This window comes from Neobacillus niacini (genome assembly GCF_036961885.1).
Classification (GTDB): Bacteria; Bacillota; Bacilli; order Bacillales; family Cytobacillaceae; genus Neobacillus; species Neobacillus niacini_H.
The window spans coordinates 73558-95501 of sequence record NZ_JBALNQ010000010.1 but is presented as its reverse complement, the minus strand read 5'-3'; the positions used below and the strand labels follow the sequence as shown (position 1 = coordinate 95501).

Genomic DNA, 21944 nt, shown 5'->3' with positions numbered 1-21944 from the left:
AAAGCGTAGCCCCTGTAGCATAAATCAACAGCCTAGTTTAACACAGCATTTGTAAAAATTATAATTGTACATCCTTGGCAAAATGGGCTAACATATTGGTATAAGCGACATTTTTGAACAAAATATGTAAATGTCTGGATAATTATGGGGTGAATTGATTGAATAAAGGTCAACGTCATATAAAAATTAGAGAAATTATAACAAGTAATGATATTGAAACACAAGATGAATTAGTAGATGAGTTAAAAAGTGCTGGATTTAATGTGACACAGGCGACAGTTTCTCGAGACATTAAAGAACTCCATCTGGTAAAAGTTCCATTGTTAGATGGAAGATACAAATATAGCCTTCCAGCTGATCAACGTTTTAATCCATTGCAAAAATTAAAAAGATCACTAATGGATGCATTTGTCCGGATAGATTCAGCAGGCCATTTGCTGGTAATGAAATGTCTGCCAGGTAATGCTATGGCTATTGGGGCTCTTCTTGATAACCTGGATTGGGAAGAAATTTTGGGAACCATCTGTGGGGATGATACGATATTAATTATTTGTCGTACACCAGAAGATACAGAGATAATCACCAATCGGTTCCTTGATATGCTTTAGAGGGGGGAATGTAGCTTGTTATCAGAACTATCGATTAAGAACTTTGCGATTATAGAGGCACTTTCTACTTCTTTTGACAAAGGATTAACTGTTTTAACAGGGGAAACCGGTGCAGGGAAATCGATTATTATAGACGCGATTCATTTACTGGTAGGTGGCAGAGGGTCAGCTGAATTTGTCAGGCATGGTGAAGAAAAAGCAGAAATTGAAGGCTTATTCATGATTGATGAGCATCATCCTTGTTACCAAAGAGCGCTTGAGTTTGGGATAGAAATTGAAGAAGGAATGGTTGTTTTACGAAGAGATATATCAAAGTCAGGTAAAAGTGTATGTAGAATTAATGGTAAGCTTGTGACCATTTCGACTCTTCGTGAAGTGGGTTCGACCCTAGTAGATATACATAGTCAGCACGAACATCAAGATTTAATGGATGAAAGCAGGCACCTGCCATTGCTTGACCAATTTGGGTTTGAGGAAATTTCTCCTTCTCTGTCAGAATATCAAGAGGTGTTTCGCCGCTATGAGCAAACTTTTCAAAAGCTGAAAGCGTTAAGCGAGAATGAGCAGCAAACGGCCCATCGTTTAGATCTCATTCAATTTCAATTTGATGAGATTCAAAAAGCCAATTTGAAACTTCATGAAGATGAGACGCTTTTTGAAGAAAAAAGAAGGCTAGTGAATTTTGAAAAAGTTTTTGATGCAATTCAATCGAGTTATAACGCCTTAACAGGAGAACAAAAGGGGCTAGATTGGGTTAGTATGGTAATGGGACATCTTGAAGATGCAGCTGCTTTGGATTCGACTTATAAGGAAACGTATGAAGCTGTCATGAACAGCTATTACCAATTAGAAGATGCTTCTCGAATGTTAAGAAATGAACTAGATGGTCTAGAATATGACCCGCAGCGATTAAATGAAATAGAAGAAAGATTAAACGAAATTAATCAATTAAAGCGGAAATATGGGAAAACGATTGAAGAAATTTTAGAATATGCAGCGAAAATTGAAGAAGAAATTGAAACCCTGCAAAATAAGGAAACACATATAGGACAATTAGAGAAGCAATTAGTTTCAATTAAAAAGGACCTGACGCTCGAAGCAAAACAATTGACTGAACTGCGGAAACGATGGGCTGGAAAGCTTACAAAATTAATACATAATGAGTTAAAGGCACTATATATGGCGAAAACAGTCTTTGAAATTCGTTTTGAATCGATATTACCTCATTTTACAAAAAATGGTGTTGATCATGTTGAGTATTTTATCTCGACTAACCCAGGGGAACCATTAAAGCCGTTATCAAAAATCGCTTCTGGTGGTGAGCTATCGAGAATCATGCTGGCACTTAAGAGTATTTTTTCAAAACACCAAGGAGTTACATCGATCATTTTTGACGAGGTGGACACTGGTGTAAGCGGCCGAGTGGCACAATCTATTGCTGAAAAAATTTATAATGTAGCTGTAGATTCTCAAGTATTATGTATTTCCCATTTACCACAAGTGGCTGCAATGGCTGACATTCATTTGTTTATTTCAAAAGTTACCAAAGGTGGCCGAACAAAAACTTCAGTGACTCCCCTTACGAACGAAGAGAAAATAAAGGAAATAGGCCGAATGATTTCAGGTGCTGAAATCACTGATTTAACAAAAAAACATGCAGAAGAATTGTTATTTTTAGCAGCAAAAAACAAAAAATTTGAAAAGCTTCCCAAATAGGGGAGCTTTTTTATCTTGTCTTAGGTTATAAATGCTGCAGATGCAGGCAAAATTATAGATGTAGCCATTTCGATATAGAGTGAAGTGAAACGCTAAACGAGGAGAGTGAAGATTTTGAAGTTAGAAATAATTAGAAAGATCATTGGTGGAATTCTCCTTGTTTCATTAATCAGCGTTCTATTTTTTCAGCCATTTCAGCAGTACCTTGATATACCAAAGACGATAACAGTCTTTGAAGGACAAGATTATACTTTTCAAAAGGCTGTACCGGTGTCAGCCTCTTTAGTATCTCACAATCCAAATATCACGCTTGAACAAAGTCAAAATCAAGTTTCATTAAAGGCGAATGAAAAAGGCAAGGAAGAAATGTTGTTAGAATTTGCAGGAATACCCGTAAAAAAGGTCGATGTTAATGTCTTAAAGGATTTCAAAGTCCAGCCAGGTGGACAATCCATTGGTGTTAAATTAAATACGGTTGGCGTATTGGTCGTAGGTCACCATTTAGTTAATACCGAAGATGGTAAAAAATCACCTGGAGAAATAGCAGGAATTAAAATCGGTGATATCATAACAGAAATCAATGGAAACAAAATAGAAAAAATGACAGATGTCGCACCCTTTGTACAAGATGCAGGGCAAAGTGGAAAAGCATTAGATATGATCATTAGCAGGGAAAGTGGTAAGTTCACGACGAAACTTACTCCACTTAAAGACAAAGAAGAAAACTCCTTTAAGCTTGGATTATATATTCGCGATTCAGCAGCAGGAATTGGAACCATGACATTTTTTCATCCACAATCGAAAAAATATGGTGCCTTAGGGCATGTGATTTCAGATATGGACACGAAAAAGCCAATCGTGGTGGAAGATGGTCAAATTGTACGCTCGACAGTTACCTCTATTGAAAAAGGAAGTAACGGAGATCCAGGTGAAAAGCTTGCGCGCTTTTCTTCGGACAGAGAAATTGTCGGCAACATCCAGAAAAATAGTCCATTTGGCATATTCGGGGTGTTGAATAAAGACTTAAAGAATGGAATTATGGATAAACCGCTGCCAATCGCCTTATCTCACCAAGTCAAGGAAGGGAAGGCAAAAATATTAACAGTGGTAAATGATGACAGGGTTGAAGAGTTTGAAATTGAAATTGTCAGCACGATCCCGCAGAAATTTCCAGCAACAAAAGGCATGGTTATCAAAGTTACTGATCCAAGACTCCTTGAAAAAACAGGAGGAATTGTTCAAGGAATGAGCGGAAGTCCAATTATTCAGGACGGTAAGCTTATTGGTGCAGTTACACATGTCTTTGTCAATGATCCAACCTCGGGTTATGGAGTACACATTGAATGGATGTTAAATGAAGCAGGAATTAACATATATGAACAACCACAGGAAAAAGCAAGCTAGAAAATAGGCGAAATATGCCTATTTTCTTTTTTACATAAAGATTATTCGACAAACTTTGGCGGTAATTCACGAAAGATGCGAATTTAGTCGAAATATAAAGGAAAACAAAGAAAAGATAAGATTTTATCACTATTTTAAGAAAAATAAAAAAAACTAGAGGAATTTTAGTTGCATTGTCGAATTTGTAATTTAGAATAGAATTAAGAGAATAAAAAGTAATTTTTAAATAGATATGACCATTTGGTTTCGAGGAGGATATTAAGGTGAAAAAGATTAAGGTATGTGTCGTTGACGACAATCGTGAGTTAGTCGGGTTATTAGAGGACTATATTTCGTCCCAAGATGATATGGAAATGGTAGGCATTGCACATAATGGTCAGGATTGTTTAGACCTTCTTGAATCAACAGAGACAGATGTACTCGTTTTGGATATTATTATGCCTCATCTCGATGGCTTAGCTGTACTAGAGCGCTTAAGAGAGCTGAAAAAAGGTGCTATACCTAATGTTATTATGCTGACTGCATTTGGGCAGGAAGACGTTACTAAGAAAGCGGTAGAGCTAGGTGCTTCGTATTTTATTTTGAAGCCATTTGATATGGAAAATTTAGGAAGCCATATCCGCCAAGTAAGTGGCAAAACCAGCCAGGTCAGCCGTAAGGTTCCAACAGGAAATTATCGATCACATACTGAAAATAAACCAAGAAACTTGGATGCAAGCATTACAAGCATTATCCATGAAATTGGTGTTCCTGCGCATATCAAAGGATATTTGTATTTACGCGAAGCAATTTCAATGGTTTACAATGATATTGAATTACTTGGATCAATTACCAAGGTGTTATACCCTGATATTGCCAAAAAGTATAACACAACAGCCAGCCGTGTAGAACGGGCTATTCGTCATGCCATCGAGGTTGCTTGGAGCCGTGGAAACATTGATTCTATCTCCTCTTTATTTGGGTATACAGTGAGCATGTCTAAGGCTAAGCCTACAAACTCAGAATTTATCGCGATGGTTGCGGATAAACTGCGATTAGAGCATAAGGCTTCTTGAAGGGACCAATAGTATGATTAGAAAAGCCTTCATTCCCATGATGAAGGCTTTTTTAAATTATTTATTTTCCTTTTCTAGTTCCATTAATTTTTGAATAAGTATATGCTGAGGCATATGCATCAGATGTTCTAATGGAATATTTAATTTTTCAGCAAGCTTAACAGCGGTTTCAGGCGTTAATTGTAAAGGTTTCAATTCAAGTTCCTACCTTCATTTTTTATAGTTAGGATGTGAAATAATGACACAAATTTTTGCTCACAGAGGATATTCTGCGGCTTATGCTGAAAATACCATGAGTGCTTTTATTGAAGCCGAAAAGGCTGGTGCAGATGGCTTAGAGCTTGATGTTCAAGTGACTAAAGATGGAGAAGTGGTTGTCATCCATGATGAAAAAGTAGACCGAACCACAAGTGGTAGTGGCTATGTAAAAAACCTTACCTTCAAAGAAATTCGCATGTTTAATGCAAATAAAAAAGGTGAAAAAAAAGAGTTAATCCCTTCATTGGTTGAGGTATTAGAATGGATGCAAACCAATCGTTTAATTTGTAATATTGAACTAAAAAATGGGATATTTCCATACGAAGGTATGGAAGAAAAAGTGATTCAGCTTGTGCGGAAATACGACTTGAGCAACAGAATTATTATCTCTTCTTTTAATCATTACAGTATAGTATTAAGTTATCGGATGGCACCTGAAATCGAAACGGCACCACTATTTAATGAGCGAATTTATATGCCATGGGTTTACGCACAATCTATTCGAGCACAAGGGATTCATCCGAAATTATCATCTATAACAGAGGAGATAATCGAAAATTCGCTGAAAAATGGAATAGCTGTTAGGCCATACACGGTGAATAAAGATGCAGACATTGTGAAGCTGTTAAAAATAAACTGCAGTGCTCTCATCACTGACGATCCAGTAAAGGCTTTGAAAATAAGGAAACAATATGAAAAGAGACCTTAGTGGTCTCTTTTACTTTTTACTGAACCTTGTTTGTACTTTATTTCTTTTTCGATCACGATAAAAAATGAATCCTGCAACAAAGCCTAAGCCGCCAAGAAAAAGGACGAGCCCAATAAGAAATTGCAGCCATAAGAAAGGAATTGGGCTTTGGAGGATCCCAAATGTCATATCGCGCATTAATTTAATTCCATAACCAGCTAAAAAACCCGGAATAACTAATATAAGTAGAGCAAAAATCCGCTTCATAGATAAATCCTTCCAATTGTATAGTAAGTCAAATGAATATATCCTTATAAGAAAAATATTAGTACAAAGATAAAATTTGTCAAGGTAACAAAAAAAATATAGAATTAATAATGAAATATATTGCATGCTTTCGATTATATGGGTATGAAAAAGTTTTCTAGCTTTCACTATAATAAGGCTGTTTTCTAAAGATTGTTGTTAAAATCCTAAGGCCGATTTTAACGCGAAAAAAACGATTTTTTGGCTCGAAATTAAGCTTACAAGCTCTTTTCTTAATTGAAGGCTATTTTCCAACAAATCATAGCTCATTAAGGGGTCTTAATTTCTAAAATCAAAAAAGTTTAAGAAAAGAGCCTTAATAAAGGGGCGAAAAAATGCAAAATGTCATGATTGTTGGAGCCGGTAAGGGTGGTTCAGCGATCCTAAAATTACTCAATGAAACTGAGGTTCTAAATGTCCAGGTTGTGATTGACAGAAATTTGGATGCTCCCGGGGTCCTATTAGCACAAATAGAGGGGATAAAAACTGGGACGGAATGGAAGCCATATTTAAGTGACCAAATCGATATCATTATTGAAGTAACGGGAAATGAAAGTGTATTTCAAGAGTTAAGGAGCACTAAAGACAAGAAAACGGTGTTGATTCCTGGTAGTGTAGCATTTCTGCTTGCGAGGCTTCTTGAGGAAAAGGAAGAATTGATTATTAAACACCAAAATGCTTCTTATCAGCAGGAATTAATCTTCAATGCGACAAATGATGGGATGATTGTAATAGATGCAAAAGGCTTTGTGATACTATACAATCGTCGCGCAGAAGAAATGACAGGTGTTAAACGGAAACAAGCGATTGGAACATTTGTTGTTGAAGTGATACCAGAAAGTAGACTCCCGCAAATCCTTGAAACGAGAAGAATCGAAACCAATCAAGAAATGATTTTGGGGAATGGCCGGAAAATTATTACCACACGAATTCCTATTATCGAAGAAAATGGAACGTTAATTGGGGCCTTTGCTGTTTTTAAAGATATCACGGAAGTAGTTAATCTAGCTGAAGAAATTACAGATTTAAAAGAAATACAAACGATGCTTCAGGCTATTATCCATTCGAGTGATGATGCTATTTCCGTAGTCGATGAAAACGGCAGGGGAATTCTCATAAATCCAGCCTATACACGTCTCACTGGGCTCACCCAGGAACAGGTCATTGGACATCCGGCAACAGCTGACATTTCAGAAGGCGAAAGTATGCATATGAAGGTGCTGCAAACAAGAAGAGCAGTCCGCGGGGTTCCGATGCGAGTAGGTTCAAATAAACGGGAAGTCATTGTCAATGTAGCCCCGATTATTGTAAAAGGGAAATTAAAAGGCAGTGTCGGTGTGATACATGATATGTCAGAAATAAAGTCACTCAACCGCGAGTTAAACCGGGCACGGCAAATCATTCGCACGCTTGAAGCGAAATATACCTTTGAGGATATTATTGGAAGTTCCGAGGAGATGCTGCTTGCGATCGAGCAGGCAAAGCTAGGAGCTAAAACTCCTGCAACTGTGCTTTTACGTGGAGAATCCGGTACAGGTAAAGAATTGTTTGCCCACGCCATACATAATGCAAGTGATCGAAAATACAACAAATTTATTCGTGTTAATTGTGCAGCTATCTCAGAGTCTTTACTAGAAAGTGAGTTATTTGGTTATGATGAAGGAGCCTTTTCAGGGGCAAAAAGAGGAGGAAAGCGAGGACTGTTTGAAGAGGCGAATAACGGAAGTATCTTTCTAGATGAAATAGGCGAACTACCTGTTAATACTCAAGCAAAATTACTCAGGGTGCTGCAAGAAAATGAAATTATCCGAGTAGGCGGGACAAAGCCAGTTCCGATTAGTGTAAGGGTTATTGCAGCAACACATGTGAATCTTGAAAAAGGAATTGCAAAAGGTTCTTTTAGGGAAGACTTATACTATCGCTTAAATCGGATGCCAATTCAAATTCCTCCACTAAGAAATCGTAAACAAGAGATTCCTGAATTATGTGAAAGGCTTATTATAAAAATTAATCGTGATTACGGGAGAAGTGTGGAGGGTGTAACCCAAACAGCGTTGCTTAAATTAATGAATTATGATTGGCCGGGGAATGTTAGGGAACTAGAAAATATTCTGGGACGGGCAATGATCTTTATGAATTATTATGAAACTTTAATTAATGTCCATCACCTGCCAGAACTTAGACCCAAAAAACCGGGAAATGAACCGCATCTAACAGACCGTAACGAGTCCATTCAGCAAGGGAGACCGTTATCTCAGTTGGTTGAAGAATATGAAGCTGAAATTATTACACAAACACTGCACCGCTTAAATGGCAATAAAACCGCAACTGCTAAAACACTTGGATTATCCGTAAGGAATCTTTATTATAAATTAGAAAAATACAACCTTGAAAACAATAGCATGCAATAATTTTCACAGTATGAATTTTTTTGCGTACAAAATGGATGGTTTTAAAACATTTTCAGTAATTTTATCATGGCACGGATATTGCATAGTATTAATATGGAGTTACAGTTGTAGAGAGAAAGGGTTGATGACAACTTGTTGCTTGAATCACTGATAGACAAAGCAACCCAACTTGATGGTAACACGGTAGCTGTTGCGGTGGCAGAAGATGAAGAAGTCATTGAAGCAGTTAGCGAGGCATTACATCGTGGTCTGGCCAATTTTATTTTATTTGGTGATAAAGAAAAGATTAATAAAATACTGTATGCTAGCCGCGAAAACCTAAACAAAAATAACAAAAACCTTTCTGTAGTTCATGCTGAATCAAATGAGTTGGCTGCAGAATTAGCAGTTAGGGCTGTATCTAACAAGGAAGCAACTGTGTTAATGAAAGGGAATATTTCGACAAGTCTCCTTTTAAAAGCAGTCCTAAACAAGGAATACGGTCTTAGAACGGGAAATGTTTTATCACATGTGGCGGTGTTTGAAGTTCCTGATTACGACCGGTTTACGATTATAACGGATGCTGGGATGAATATCTCTCCAGATTTGGAGCAAAAGGCTCAAATGATAAAAAATGCCGCAGCCCTGGCAAGAGCGATAGGAATAGAATATCCCAAAGTAGCTCCAATTGCTGCCGTAGAAGTTGTCAATCCGGCAATGCAGGCCACTATTGATGCTGCTGCATTAACCGTTATGAATAAGCGAGGCCAAATTCCTGGCTGTATCGTTGACGGACCGTTAGCATTAGATATTGCTGTTTCTGCATTAGCTGCGGAACACAAAGGGATTCATAGTGAAGTAGCCGGAAGGGCCGATATCTTATTAGTTCCCACGATTGAGGTTGGAAACGTATTATATAAGTCATTAGTTTATTTTGCTAAAGCGAAAGTAGGGGCTGTTATTGCTGGTGCAAGGGCTCCAATCGTATTAACGTCAAGGGCAGATTCTGCTGAAAGTAAGCTATATTCACTGGCACTTGCCATCTGCTCTGTTTCTAAATAGACTATTATGGCTGCCAAATTAGAGGAGGATTTACACATGGAAATTTTCAAGTACTTAGAACAATATGATTACGAGCAAGTTGTTTTTTGCCAAGATAAACAATCTGGATTAAAAGCAATTATTGCCATACATGATACAACATTGGGTCCTGCATTAGGCGGAACTCGTATGTGGACATATGAATCTGAGGAAGCTGCAATCGTCGATGCATTACGTTTGGCAAAAGGAATGACCTATAAAAACGCTGCAGCTGGTTTGAATCTTGGCGGTGGTAAAACAGTTATTATTGGTGACCCTCGCAAAGATAAGAGCGAAGAATTGTTCCGTGCTTTTGGTCGCTATATTCAAGGATTAAATGGTAGATATATTACAGCAGAGGATGTTGGAACAACTGTTGCTGATATGGACTTAATTCATGAAGAAACAAGCTATGTTACTGGTATTTCACCAGCATTCGGCTCATCTGGAAATCCTTCACCTGTCACTGCTTATGGTGTGTATGTAGGAATGAAAGCAGCTGCAAAAGAAGCTTTCGGTTCTGATTCTTTAGAAGGAAAAGTGATTGCAATTCAAGGAGTTGGGAATGTTGCCTACACTCTTTGTCAATACTTGCATGAAGAGGGTGCACAATTAATTGTTACAGATATTAATAAGGAAGCTGTCGCGCGCGCAGTGGAGGATTTCGGGGCTCGTGCGGTAGACCCAAATGAAATCTATGGTGTTGAATGTGATATTTATGCTCCTTGTGCACTTGGTGCAACCATTAATGATGATACTATTCCGCAGCTTAAAGCTAAAGTTATCGCTGGTTCTGCAAATAACCAATTAAAAGATACTCGTCACGGTGATATGATCCATGAAATGGGTATTGTTTATGCTCCTGATTATGTCATCAACGCTGGTGGAGTAATCAACGTCGCAGATGAGCTTTATGGTTATAACCATGATCGTGCAATGAAAAAGGTTGATCAAATTTACGCAAGTATCGAAAAGGTAATTGCCATTTCAAAGCGTGATGGGATTCCAACCTATGTTGCAGCTGATAGAATGGCTGAAGAAAGAATTGAAAAAATGCGCAATTCACGCAGCCAATTCTTGCAAAATGGCCACCATATTTTAAGTCGTCGCTAAGATCTATTATAAAGTAAGGGGAAAGCGCTGAAGAGTCATTCAGCGTCTTTTCCTTATGAAATGTAAAATATTGGAGGTCGAAATCTTGTCTGATAAAAAATATCGAATTCTCACCATCAATCCAGGTTCGACTTCAACTAAGATCGGGGTCTTCGATAACGAAATTTCTATTTTAGAGAAAACGATCCGTCATGACACCGAACGGATTAATTCATATGCAACGATAATTGATCAATTTGAATTTAGAAAGAATACCATCTTGGAAACACTGGATAAAGAAGGAATCAATATATCTAAGTTAAATGCTGTTTGTGGCCGTGGAGGGGTGCTCCGACCTATTGAAGGGGGAACCTATGCAGTCAATGAAATGATGCTTAATGATTTGCGAACTGGTTTTGCCGGGCAGCATGCTTCAAATTTAGGCGGTATTATTGCATACGAAATTGCCTCAGGATTAAATATTCCTTCCTATATAGTCGACCCCGTTGTGGTGGATGAACTCGAACCGATTGCAAGAATTTCTGGTTTTTCTTTAATCGAGAGAGTCAGTATTTTTCATGCTTTAAATCAAAAAGCAGTTGCAAGAAGAGTGGCAAAAGAGTTAGGGAAAAAGTATACCGAGTTAAATCTTATTGTTACACATATGGGCGGTGGAATCACCGTTGGGGTACATAAGCAAGGCAGGGTCATTGATGTAAACAATGGTCTCCATGGTGAAGGACCCTTTAGCCCAGAAAGAGCTGGAACTGTTCCTGTAGGGGATTTAGTGGCACTATGTTATTCAGGACAATACTACCGAGATGAAATAATGAAAAAATTAGTAGGTCAAGGGGGACTAGTTAGCTATCTAGGAACAAACGATGCAGTTGAGGTCGAAAAAAGAATAGAAGCTGGTGATGAACAGGCTGCTCTTGTTTATGAAGCCATGGCCTATCAGGTTGCGAAGGAAATAGGTGCTGCCAGCGCTGTGTTAGCTGGAAAAGTGGATGCAATTGTCCTGACAGGTGGTCTAGCTTATGGGAAAGGATTTGTGAAATCAATCACCGATAGGATAAATTGGATTGCTGATACGATTGTCCATCCTGGTGAAAATGAACTTCAAGCATTAGCTGAAGGCACATTAAGGGTTTTACGTGGAGAGGAAATAGTAAAAGAATATCCAGGTACGTTTAAAACAGCTAAAATCTAATTTTCTGGGGAGGAAATACAGTGTCACAAGAATACGATTTAGTCATTCTTGGTGGTGGTACCGGCGGTTACGTAGCTGCCATTCGTGCCTCTCAGCTTGGCTTAAAAACAGCAATTGTCGAAAAAGGGAAGCTTGGGGGAACATGTCTTCATAAAGGCTGTATTCCAAGTAAAGCACTCTTAAGAAGTGCTGAGGTTTATGCTACAGCAAAGCACAGTGAAGATTTTGGAGTTCTCACAAGTGAAGTCTCTTATAACTTTGGAAAAGTACAAGAAAGAAAAAATAAAATCATTGACCAGTTGCATAAAGGCGTTCAACACCTCATGAAGCAAGGGAAAATTGATGTTTATGAAGGACTGGGCAGGATTTTAGGTCCGTCGATTTTTTCGCCAATGCCTGGGACCATTTCGGTTGAAATGAATAATGGTGAAGAAAATGAAATGCTTATCCCAAAAAATGTTGTGGTCGCTACCGGGTCTAGACCAAGAACTCTTCCTGGACTGGATATTGATGGTGAGTTCGTGATTACCTCTGATGAAGCATTGGAACTCGACTCCTTACCAACGTCCATTATTATTGTTGGTGGTGGTGTAATTGGAATTGAGTGGGCATCAATGCTTTCTGATTTCGGAGTTGAAGTAACTGTAATTGAATATGCGGACCGGATTATTCCTACTGAAGATAAAGAAATCTCTAAAGAAATGCAGCGGCTAATGAAGAAAAAAGCCATTAAGCTGGTTACAGGGGCAAAGGTCCTTCCTGAAACGCTTGTAAAAGGTGATGGTGTTACGATCTCTGCAGAGGTAAAAGCAGGATTGAAAGAATTTAAGGCAGAAAAACTGCTCGTATCAGTAGGGCGTCAGGCAAATGTCGAAGGGATCGGCTTAGAAAATACAGAAATTCAAGTTGAAAAAGGGTTTATTGTAACGAATGAATTTTACCAAACAAAAGAGTCTCATATCTATGCAATCGGTGATGTAATAGGTGGGCTACAGTTGGCACATGTTGCCTCCCATGAAGGTATTATCGCAGTTGAGCATATTGCTAGAAAAGATCCTTCCGAACTTAATTACAACCTAGTTTCTAGATGTATATATAGCAATCCAGAGGTATCAAGTGTTGGAATAACGGAAGAACAGGCAAAGGAAAAGGGTCATAAAGTAAAAGTGGGTAAGTTTTCATTCCGAGCAATCGGAAAGGCGCTAGTATTTGGAGAATCTGATGGTTTTGTCAAAATTGTTGCTGATGAAGAAACCAATGATATTCTAGGGGTGCATATGATTGGTCCGCATGTCACTGACATGATTACAGAAGCAGGTTTGGCAATGGTTTTGGATGCCACACCGTGGGAAATTGCTCATACAATTCATCCACATCCAACGCTTTCTGAAGCGATTGGGGAAGCTGCACTTGCAGTAGATGGCAGAGCAATCCACTCTTAAAAATGTACGAACACTCGGGAGGTAAAAAAATGGCTGAAAATCGTCATCATGCATTAGGTTTAAGTGATGAAAAGGTTTTGGAAATGTATGAAACTATGCTTTTAGCCCGCCGGATTGATGAGCGGATGTGGTTATTAAATCGAGCTGGAAAAATACCATTTGTTATTTCTTGTCAAGGACAAGAAGCTGCTCAAGTAGGTGCAGCATTTGCCCTCGATAAGGAAAAAGATTATGTGCTTCCCTATTACCGAGATATGGGAGTTGTCTTAACTTTCGGGATGACTCCAAAGGAACTAATGCTCTCTGGTTTTGCGAAAGCTGAGGATCCAAACTCTGGTGGGAGGCAAATGCCTGGGCATTTTGGGCAAAAAAGAAATCGAATTGTAACGGGATCATCCCCAGTTACAACCCAGGTTCCACATGCTGTTGGCGTAGCGTTAGCAGGGAAAATGGAGAGAAAGGATCTAGTAACCTTTGTAACCTTTGGCGAAGGTTCCTCCAACCAAGGAGATTTCCATGAAGGAGCTAACTTTGCGGGGGTTCATAAATTACCTGTTATATTCATGTGCGAAAATAATAAATATGCGATTTCGGTACCGATTGAAAAACAATTAGGCTGTGAAAAAGTTTCAGATCGTGCAATTGGCTACGGTATGCCTGGATTTACAGTGGATGGGAACGATCCGTTAGAAGTATATAAGGTAGTGAAGGAAGCAGCGGATCGTGGACGTCGAGGCGCGGGCCCTACATTAATAGAAACGATCTCCTATAGACTGACACCACATTCTTCTGATGATGATGACCGTTCGTATCGTGCCCCTGATGAAGTGGCTAAAGCAAAAACCAAGGATCCAATCATTACTTTTGGTGCCTATTTAAAGGAAACTGGTGTAATGAATGATGAATTGGAAAAAGAAATCAACGATCGTGTGATGAAGCAAGTGAATGAAGCCACGGATTATGCTGAAAACGCACCGTATGCTGCACCTGAACACGCGCTGAAATACGTTTATGCAGATAAGTAAGGGGGATGGATCATGGCAGTAATTTCTTATATTGATGCGGTCACAATGGCCATTCGGGAAGAAATGGAACGAGATCCAAAGGTTTTTGTTCTGGGAGAAGATGTTGGGGTTAAAGGCGGAGTATTTAAAGCAACTCAAGGCTTATATGAGCAATTTGGTGAAGAGCGTGTGATTGATACACCGCTTGCTGAATCTGCGATAGCAGGGGTAGGTATCGGTGCAGCGATGTACGGAATGAGACCAATTGCTGAAATGCAGTTTGCTGATTTTATTATGCCTGCTGTTAACCAAATTATTTCAGAGGCGGCTAAGATTCGTTATCGCTCAAATAACGATTGGAGCTGTCCGATGGTTATTCGTGCACCATATGGAGGCGGTGTCCACGGGGCGCTTTATCATTCTCAATCTGTTGAGGCGTTATTTGCGAATACACCAGGTTTGAAAATTGTCATGCCGTCAACTCCATATGATGTGAAGGGGTTATTAAAAGCGGCCATTCGAGACAATGATCCAGTATTATTCTTTGAACATAAGCGGGCATACCGTTTAATTAAGGGAGACGTACCAACAGAAGATTATACATTGCCAATCGGAAAAGCAGATGTAAAGCGCGAAGGGGATGACATTACTGTTATTACCTATGGTCTTTGTGTCCATTTTGCCCTCCAAGCAGCAGAAAAATTAGCCAAAGATGGTATCTCGGCACATATTCTTGATTTAAGAACGGTCTATCCTTTAGATAAAGAGGCCATTATCGAAGCGGCTTCCAAGACAGGAAAAGTCTTGCTCGTTACAGAAGCTAATAAAGAAGGCAGCATTATTAGTGAAGTGTCTGCTATTGTAGCTGAAAATTGTTTATTTGAATTAGACGCTCCAATTATGAGGTTAGCTGGACCAGATGTCCCAGCCATGCCATATGCGCCTACAATGGAAAAATTCTTTATGGTAAATCCTGATAAAGTCGAAAAAGCAATGCGAGAATTAGCGGAATATTAATAGGAGGTTGGAATCTTGGTTATTGAACAAATTAAAATGCCTCAGCTAGGGGAAAGCGTAACCGAAGGAACCATCTCAAAGTGGCTTGTTTCTGTTGGTGATAAGGTTAATAAATACGATCCGTTGGCTGAAGTAATGACGGATAAGGTTAATGCGGAAGTTCCTTCTTCCTTTGCAGGTACTATTAAAGAACTCATTGCCGGAGATGGCGATACGCTCGCAGTCGGAGAAGTTATTTGTACGATTGAAGTTGAAGGCGGGAATGACGAAGCTGCAGTAGTTAGTGAGCAAAAAACAGAAGCAGCTGAAACAGTTGCTGTAACGACAGCTGATCAAGGAAACAAAGCACGTTATTCTCCTGCTGTGTTAAAAATTTCTCAAGAAAATGGTATTGATTTAACACAGGTGACAGGCACCGGGGCAGGTGGCCGAATAACTCGGAAAGATTTGCTGAAATTGATTGAATCAGGTAACATCCCGGTTGCAGGTACCAAGGTCGAAGCATATAAGCAGCCAGAAACAGTCCAAGAAACGGTTCAAGTGGTTTCAACCCAGACTGCTGCTCCAAAACAGTCTGCGCCTGCTCCAAATATCCCAGTGGAAGTCGGCGATATTGAAATTCCAGTTACCGGAATTCGCAAAGCAATTGCGGCAAATATGCTCCGTAGTAAGCATGAAGCACCACATGCCTGGACGATGATTGAAGTCGACGCAACAAATCTTGTGGAATACCGTAATTCTTTAAAGGATGAGTTTAAGAAAAAAGAAGGTTTCAATTTAACATTCTTTGCCTTTTTCGTAAAAGCTGTAGCTCAGGCATTAACGGAATTTCCACAGATTAATTCGATGTGGGCTGGAGATAAAATTATCCAGAAGAAAGACATCAATATCTCGATTGCTGTTGCAACCGATGATGCATTGTATGTTCCAGTTATTAAGCATGCAGATGAGAAAACTATTAAGGGAATTGCTCGTGAAATCTCTGATCTCGCTCTTAAGGTGAGAACTGGTAAACTTCGCTCAGAAGATATGCAGGGTGGAACATTTACGGTAAACAATACCGGCTCGTTTGGCTCTGTTCAATCACAGGGAATCATCAACTACCCGCAAGCTGCGATCTTACAAGTAGAATCAATCGTCAAGCGCCCAGTTGTCATGAATAACAACATGATCGCCGTGCGTGATATGGTCAATCTATGTATGTCACTTGATCACAGAGTGTTAGATGGACTCATATGCGGCCGATTCTTACAACGTGTAAAAGAAATTTTAGAAAATACATCAAAATCAACAACGTCCATTTATTAATAAAAAACCGCTGCCTGGATGGCGGCGGTTTTTTTCATTGCTTGTCATGGCATTGTGTCCTAAAATAGAATTTAAAGAATATTATGTTTTTTATTCGTTAGGGGGGAAACATATGAGTTTAGAGGATTTACGAAATCAAACTTTTCCTTTAAAGGCAAAAGAAGATTGGAAAGACAAAGCAGAGGAATCTTTAAAAGGAAAAAGTGTTGAATTTTTAAAAAGTAGTACATATGAAAACATTGTTTTGGAACCGCTTTATTCCCGTGGAGATGAAAAACATCTATCGGAATATCCGGGAGGTTCTGATTTTCGCAGGGGGATTAATCCATTGGGTTATGTAACGAATGACTGGAGGATAGCGCAGCGAGTTTCATATAAAAACGCTGGTGAACTGAAAGACAAGCTTCAGGAAACTACTGGAAAAGGACAGACGGCTTTATCCTTTGAAGTGTCAAAAAATCTCTGGGAAATAGAGGGAACCCTAATCGATTTATTAGGGAATTTACCTAAGGACATTCCATTCGCCATTAATGGTAAAGGCTTGCAAAAGACCTTACTAGAAGAGTTGGCAGGAGCTTGTAATGCTGAACAGTTGAGTGGCTATGTCGCGAATGACCCCCTATCACTATTTGCGGAAGAAGGAATCATTTCAGAGGAGTTTTTTAGTGAATGGTTAAAAGGTATTAAGCTCGCAAATGAAAAGCTGCCAAATTTACGAACGGTTTTAATTAATACCTCCAACTACCATCATGGCGGTGCCAATGCGGTTCAGGAACTAGGAATTGCGGCAGCAACAGGTAGTTTCTATCTTCAGCATCTACTTGAAAGCGGCATAAAGCTTGAAGAAGCTCTCACGAAAATGATCTTTCAATTCTCAATCGGCAGCAATTTCTTTATGGAGCTGGCAAAGCTTAGAGCTGCCAGGATCCTTTGGGATAAAATAACGAAAGTTTATGGAGCTGAAGCGGAGGATCGGGGAATGCAGATTGCAGCGGAAACTTCTTTGTTTACAAAGACAGTTTATGACCCGCATGTAAACATTCTGCGTGCAGGGAATGAGGCGTTTGCGGCTGTAGTGGGTGGTGTCCAATACCTCCACGTAACACCATTTGATGATGTAACGGGCAGTTCTCAGCTATCAGAACGGATAGCTAGAAACACGCAAAACATTCTGAAGGATGAATCCCATCTTCGAACAATCGTTGATCCTGCAGGAGGCTCTTGGTATATAGAAGCACTAACGACCGAACTTGCGGAAAAAGCATGGCATTATTTTCAGGAAATTGAAGCAAAAGGCGCCATGCTGGAAGTATTAAAATCGGGTTGGTTAAAGGATGAAATTTCTACCGTTCATACAAAAAGGATGCAGGATATTTTTACGAGAAAACAAAGTATTGTTGGAACAAATGTATATGCCAATCTTGCAGAAACAGTTGCTCCGGCGAAAGAAATGATCGCTGACAACTATTTTGAAAATGGTCATTCGACTATAAAAATTAATGCAATTACAAATACAAGATTATCAGAACCGTTCGAGGAACTGCGAAAAATCAGCCAACGAATTAAAGGGAGGTTAGGCTCTAACCCTGCCATTGGAATGATTTGTCTTGGTGAGCGAAAGCAATACAAACCGCGACTGGATTTCATGAAAGGATTTCTTGCTGCAGGGGGTATGAGAGTAGCAGAAAGTGAGTCGATAATTTCTTTAGAAACAGCAAAACAATTTATTTTAAATCAGGATACAAAGTATTTCTGCCTCTGTGGCACAAATGATCAATACGAATCGATTGGACATGATATTCTTGCTAGCTTAAATCAGGAATTTTCCGATCGTAAATTTTTTCTAGCAGGTTTGCCAGAAAAAGAAATGCGGACACAATGGACAAATGAGGGAATTAAACAATTTATACATTTAAATAGTAACTGCTTTGAAACTATTTCTTTACTTTTAACAGAAATGGAGGTGGCTATAGATGAAGTTTCAAAAGCCTGATTTTGAAAATATTTCTCTCTTTGATGAACAAGACTTGATGACAAAAGAACAATGGCAGGAACAAGTCGAAAAAGAAATTAACCTCTCTATGGAAGATTTACTGTTTGAAACCAATGAACAAATTCAACTTAAACCACTTTATACATCCGAAGACCGTGTAGGATTACAGCATTTGGATGACCTGCCAGGACTGCCTCCTTATACACGAGGACCGTATCCGACCATGTACGTGAATCGTCCCTGGACGGTAAGACAATATGCAGGGTTTTCAACCGCTGAGGAGAGCAATGCTTTCTATCGCCGAAATCTAGCAATGGGGCAGAAAGGATTATCGGTGGCCTTTGATTTAGCCACACACCGCGGCTATGATTCAGACCATCCTCGCGTTGTCGGTGATGTCGGTAAAGCTGGTGTTGCTATTGATTCTGTTCTTGATATGAAGATGCTCTTCGATGGAATTCCTTTGGATCAAATGTCAGTTTCCATGACAATGAACGGTGCTGTTTTACCAATCTTGGCTTTTTTCATTGTTACTGCAGAGGAACAGGGAGTGACACAGGAAAAACTGTCTGGAACCATTCAAAATGATATTTTAAAAGAGTATATGGTCCGGAACACCTACATCTATCCACCAGAAATGTCGATGAAAATCATTGCCGATATTTTTGAATATACCTCAAAATATATGCCGAAATTTAATAGTATCAGTATTTCTGGCTATCATATGCAGGAAGCTGGGGCACCTGCGGATTTGGAACTAGCTTATACTCTTGCAGATGGATTGGAGTATGTCCGGACAGGGCTCAAGGCAGGAATAGACATCGATAAATTTGCACCGCGTCTGTCCTTCTTCTGGGCAGTGGGGATGAATTATTTTATGGAAGTGGCAAAAATGCGGGCTGGTCGATTAATCTGGGCAAAAATGATGAAATCATTTGAACCTAAAAACGAGAAATCAATGGCGCTCCGCACCCATTCCCAAACATCAGGCTGGAGTTTAACTGAACAAGATCCATTTAATAATGTCATACGCACTCTCCTTGAAGCTCATGCTGCAGCGATGGGACATACACAGTCACTACATACAAATGCATTAGATGAAGCGATCGCACTGCCAACAGACTTTTCTGCGAGGATTGCCCGAAATACTCAATTATTTTTACAAGAAGAGACAGGGATTACCAAAGTAATCGATCCATGGGCTGGATCCTATTATGTAGAGAAGCTTACTGATGAATTGGTAAATCGAGCTTGGAAGCATATCGAGGAAATTGAGAATCTTGGCGGAATGGCAAAAGCAATTGAGACTGGTCTGCCAAAAATGAGAATCGAAGAGGCTGCCGCGAGAAGACAGGCACAAATCGATTCAGGTAAAGAAACCATTATCGGTGTAAACAAATATCGTCTCGAAAAGGAAGATGCAATCGATATTCTGGATATTGATAATACAGCCGTTCGTTTAAAGCAAATCGAAAAGTTAACCAACTTAAAAACTGGACGTGATGATGCTAAAGTGGCAGAGGCTTTAACTGCCTTAACAAAGGGTGCAGAAACGGGTGAATGCAACCTGTTGGAACTGGCTGTTCAGGCAGCAAGAGTTCGGGCAACCTTAGGCGAAATTTCAGATGCGATAGAGAAGGTTGCCAGTCGGCATAAAGCGGTAATTCGTTCGATTAGTGGAGTATACAGCAAGGCATTTACGAATGACGATGAAATTGTTGAAGTGAAAAAGATGACCGATGATTTTCTTGAAAACGAAGGAAGAAGACCAAGGATTCTGATTGCCAAAATGGGGCAGGATGGACATGATCGCGGTGCAAAGGTGATTGCAACGGCATTTGCGGACCTTGGGTTTGATGTAGATATCGGACCATTGTTCCAGACACCTGAAGAGACAGCCATGCAGGCGGTTGAAAACGATGTTCATGTTATAGGAATGAGCTCGCTTGCCGCAGGTCATAAAACATTATTGCCGCAGCTTGCTGCTGAGTTGAAAAAGCTTGGACGTGAGGATATCTTACTTGTTATCGGCGGTGTCATTCCGGCCCAGGATTATCAATTTTTATATGAAAATGGTGCGTGTGCTATTTTTGGTCCAGGTACAATCATCCCAGTGGCTGCCCAAAAAGTGATTAAGGAAATTTATAAACAGCTTGGCTATGAGGAAGTGGCAAAATAGATGGCGGAGGATATGAAACCGGAATGGAGCGACCCTGATGAACCGGAAAAATTCTCAACCGTTATCAAAAAGGGAACAGAGCAAGAAGGTCAGACTGCTGCCATCGAAAAAAATATCGTCTTTCAAAAACATAAATCTAACGGACCAACAGTTGAAGAATTAGTTGATGGTGTTTTATCAGGAAATAGAGGGCAGCTAGCCCGAGCCATCACGCTAGTGGAAAGTAATGCTGAACAACATTTCCATAAAGGACAGGAGCTCCTGCAAAAGCTCCTTGCGTACAGTGGCAAAGCCATTCGAATCGGGATAACTGGTGTGCCTGGTGCTGGAAAAAGTACCTTTATTGAAGCATTCGGAACCTATCTTTGCGATATAGGTCTTCGAGTAGCAGTCCTTGCAATCGATCCGAGCTCTAGTCTTTCAGGGGGCAGTATTCTAGGTGATAAAACCCGTATGGAGCAATTGTCACGTAACCCAAGGGCGTTTATCCGTCCCTCGCCAACGGCTGGAAAGCTGGGTGGTGTGCACCGGAAAACTAGGGAAGCGATGCTGATTTGTGAAGCTGCAGGTTTCGATGTCATCCTAATCGAGACCGTCGGAGTTGGTCAAAGTGAAGTCGTTATCAGGGATATGGTCGATTTTTTCATGCTGCTCGTTCTGACTGGTGCTGGTGACGAATTACAGGGAATGAAGAAAGGGATTATGGAATTAGCGGATGCAGTTCTTGTTCATAAAGCCGATGGAGCTAACAAGGTGATAGCGGAGCAGACGAGAAAAGAGTACGGCCGTATCCTCCATTTTCTCCAGCCAGCAACAAAAGGGTGGTCCTCAAAGGCGTATACCTGCTCTTCTTTAACAGGGGAAGGGATCAAAGAAGTTTGGGAAGTCATTAAGGATTTTGAGAATAAAGGAAAGTCCACAGGTGTTTTTGCAGAAAGGCGAAAAGTCCAGCAGCGCGATTGGATTTATTCGTTAATTACCGACGAGCTCCATTACAGCTTTTTCCACCATCCAGAGGTAAAGCTCAAACTACCTCAATTAGAAAATGAAGTCATGGCGGGAGAAAAAACCGCTGCAACTGCAGTTGAAATCCTGTTTAATACATTCCTATCAAATAAATAGTAACGATTATTTGAAAAAAACATCTTTTTACTGTTATCATGTAGTTATATCGACAAAAATTAGGAGTGAAAA

General features: G+C 39.7%; 18 protein-coding genes. 16 read left to right on the top strand and 2 right to left on the bottom strand.

The window, feature by feature from the left end; genetic code table 11:
* The first annotated feature begins 158 nt into the window (after window positions 1-158).
* The 4 genes from ahrC to spo0A all read left to right on the top strand — a co-directional run bounded on the left by ahrC (window position 159) and on the right by spo0A (window position 4783).
* Window positions 159-608, top strand: coding sequence for a transcriptional regulator AhrC/ArgR (gene ahrC, locus V7124_RS05645; RefSeq protein WP_090758326.1), 450 nt, complete (start codon window positions 159-161; stop codon window positions 606-608).
* A gap of 15 nt (window positions 609-623) precedes the next feature.
* On the top strand, window positions 624-2324 hold the full coding sequence (gene recN / locus V7124_RS05640) for a DNA repair protein RecN (RefSeq protein ID WP_335486960.1): 1701 nt from the start codon (window positions 624-626) through the stop codon (window positions 2322-2324).
* A 105-nt stretch (window positions 2325-2429) separates the two neighbouring features.
* Complete coding sequence (spoIVB, locus tag V7124_RS05635; protein ID WP_420490509.1) at window positions 2430-3728, top strand: SpoIVB peptidase; 1299 nt, start codon at window positions 2430-2432, stop codon at window positions 3726-3728.
* A gap of 263 nt (window positions 3729-3991) precedes the next feature.
* Complete coding sequence (spo0A, locus tag V7124_RS05630; protein WP_335418304.1) at window positions 3992-4783, top strand: sporulation transcription factor Spo0A; 792 nt, start codon at window positions 3992-3994, stop codon at window positions 4781-4783.
* Between the two features lie 57 nt (window positions 4784-4840).
* Here the strand turns inward: spo0A and V7124_RS05625 are convergent, their stop codons facing one another.
* A complete protein-coding gene (locus V7124_RS05625; protein ID WP_335418309.1) occupies window positions 4841-4978 on the bottom strand; it encodes a YycC family protein in 138 nt (45 codons plus the stop codon).
* A gap of 43 nt (window positions 4979-5021) precedes the next feature.
* Here V7124_RS05625 and V7124_RS05620 point away from each other — a divergent pair, with 43 nt between their 5' ends.
* Window positions 5022-5750: a glycerophosphodiester phosphodiesterase gene (locus V7124_RS05620; protein WP_335486954.1), complete on the top strand. Its 729-nt coding sequence runs from the start codon at window positions 5022-5024 to the stop codon at window positions 5748-5750.
* Window positions 5751-5759: 9 nt separating this feature from the next.
* Here V7124_RS05620 and V7124_RS05615 read toward each other — a convergent pair whose 3' ends face one another.
* Window positions 5760-5996, bottom strand: coding sequence for a DUF2627 domain-containing protein (locus tag V7124_RS05615; protein ID WP_335418315.1), 237 nt, complete (start codon window positions 5994-5996; stop codon window positions 5760-5762).
* A gap of 374 nt (window positions 5997-6370) precedes the next feature.
* Here V7124_RS05615 and V7124_RS05610 point away from each other — a divergent pair, with 374 nt between their 5' ends.
* The 11 genes from V7124_RS05610 (at window position 6371) to meaB (ending at window position 21872) form a co-directional block, all read left to right on the top strand.
* On the top strand, window positions 6371-8446 hold the full coding sequence (locus V7124_RS05610; protein WP_335486951.1) for a sigma-54-dependent Fis family transcriptional regulator: 2076 nt from the start codon (window positions 6371-6373) through the stop codon (window positions 8444-8446).
* A 132-nt stretch (window positions 8447-8578) separates the two neighbouring features.
* The gene (gene yqiS / locus V7124_RS05605) at window positions 8579-9487 is read left to right on the top strand and encodes a phosphate butyryltransferase (RefSeq protein WP_335418322.1); all 909 of its coding nucleotides are present in this window, start codon (window positions 8579-8581) and stop codon (window positions 9485-9487) included.
* Between the two features lie 36 nt (window positions 9488-9523).
* Window positions 9524-10618 carry a branched-chain amino acid dehydrogenase gene (gene bcd / locus V7124_RS05600; protein ID WP_335486948.1) on the top strand — a complete coding sequence of 365 codons (1095 nt, stop codon included), beginning with the start codon at window positions 9524-9526 and terminating at the stop codon, window positions 10616-10618.
* 55 nt (window positions 10619-10673) lie between these two features.
* Window positions 10674-11807 carry a butyrate kinase gene (buk, locus tag V7124_RS05595; protein ID WP_420490508.1) on the top strand — a complete coding sequence of 378 codons (1134 nt, stop codon included), beginning with the start codon at window positions 10674-10676 and terminating at the stop codon, window positions 11805-11807.
* 20 nt (window positions 11808-11827) lie between these two features.
* Window positions 11828-13249 (top strand): dihydrolipoyl dehydrogenase, encoded by a 1422-nt coding sequence (gene lpdA / locus V7124_RS05590; RefSeq protein ID WP_335486942.1) that lies wholly within the window; start codon window positions 11828-11830, stop codon window positions 13247-13249.
* Window positions 13250-13278: 29 nt separating this feature from the next.
* Window positions 13279-14274 (top strand): thiamine pyrophosphate-dependent dehydrogenase E1 component subunit alpha, encoded by a 996-nt coding sequence (locus V7124_RS05585; RefSeq protein ID WP_335418335.1) that lies wholly within the window; start codon window positions 13279-13281, stop codon window positions 14272-14274.
* A gap of 12 nt (window positions 14275-14286) precedes the next feature.
* Window positions 14287-15270 (top strand): alpha-ketoacid dehydrogenase subunit beta, encoded by a 984-nt coding sequence (locus V7124_RS05580; protein ID WP_335418338.1) that lies wholly within the window; start codon window positions 14287-14289, stop codon window positions 15268-15270.
* Between the two features lie 15 nt (window positions 15271-15285).
* Window positions 15286-16578 (top strand): dihydrolipoamide acetyltransferase family protein, encoded by a 1293-nt coding sequence (locus V7124_RS05575; protein WP_335486939.1) that lies wholly within the window; start codon window positions 15286-15288, stop codon window positions 16576-16578.
* A 112-nt stretch (window positions 16579-16690) separates the two neighbouring features.
* Complete coding sequence (locus V7124_RS05570; RefSeq protein WP_335486936.1) at window positions 16691-18571, top strand: methylmalonyl-CoA mutase subunit beta; 1881 nt, start codon at window positions 16691-16693, stop codon at window positions 18569-18571.
* 37 nt (window positions 18572-18608) lie between these two features.
* Window positions 18609-20750 (top strand): methylmalonyl-CoA mutase, encoded by a 2142-nt coding sequence (gene scpA / locus V7124_RS05565; RefSeq protein WP_420489565.1) that lies wholly within the window; start codon window positions 18609-18611, stop codon window positions 20748-20750.
* Window positions 20751-21872: a methylmalonyl Co-A mutase-associated GTPase MeaB gene (meaB, locus tag V7124_RS05560; protein ID WP_335486933.1), complete on the top strand. Its 1122-nt coding sequence runs from the start codon at window positions 20751-20753 to the stop codon at window positions 21870-21872.
* Window positions 21873-21944 lie beyond the last annotated feature (72 nt).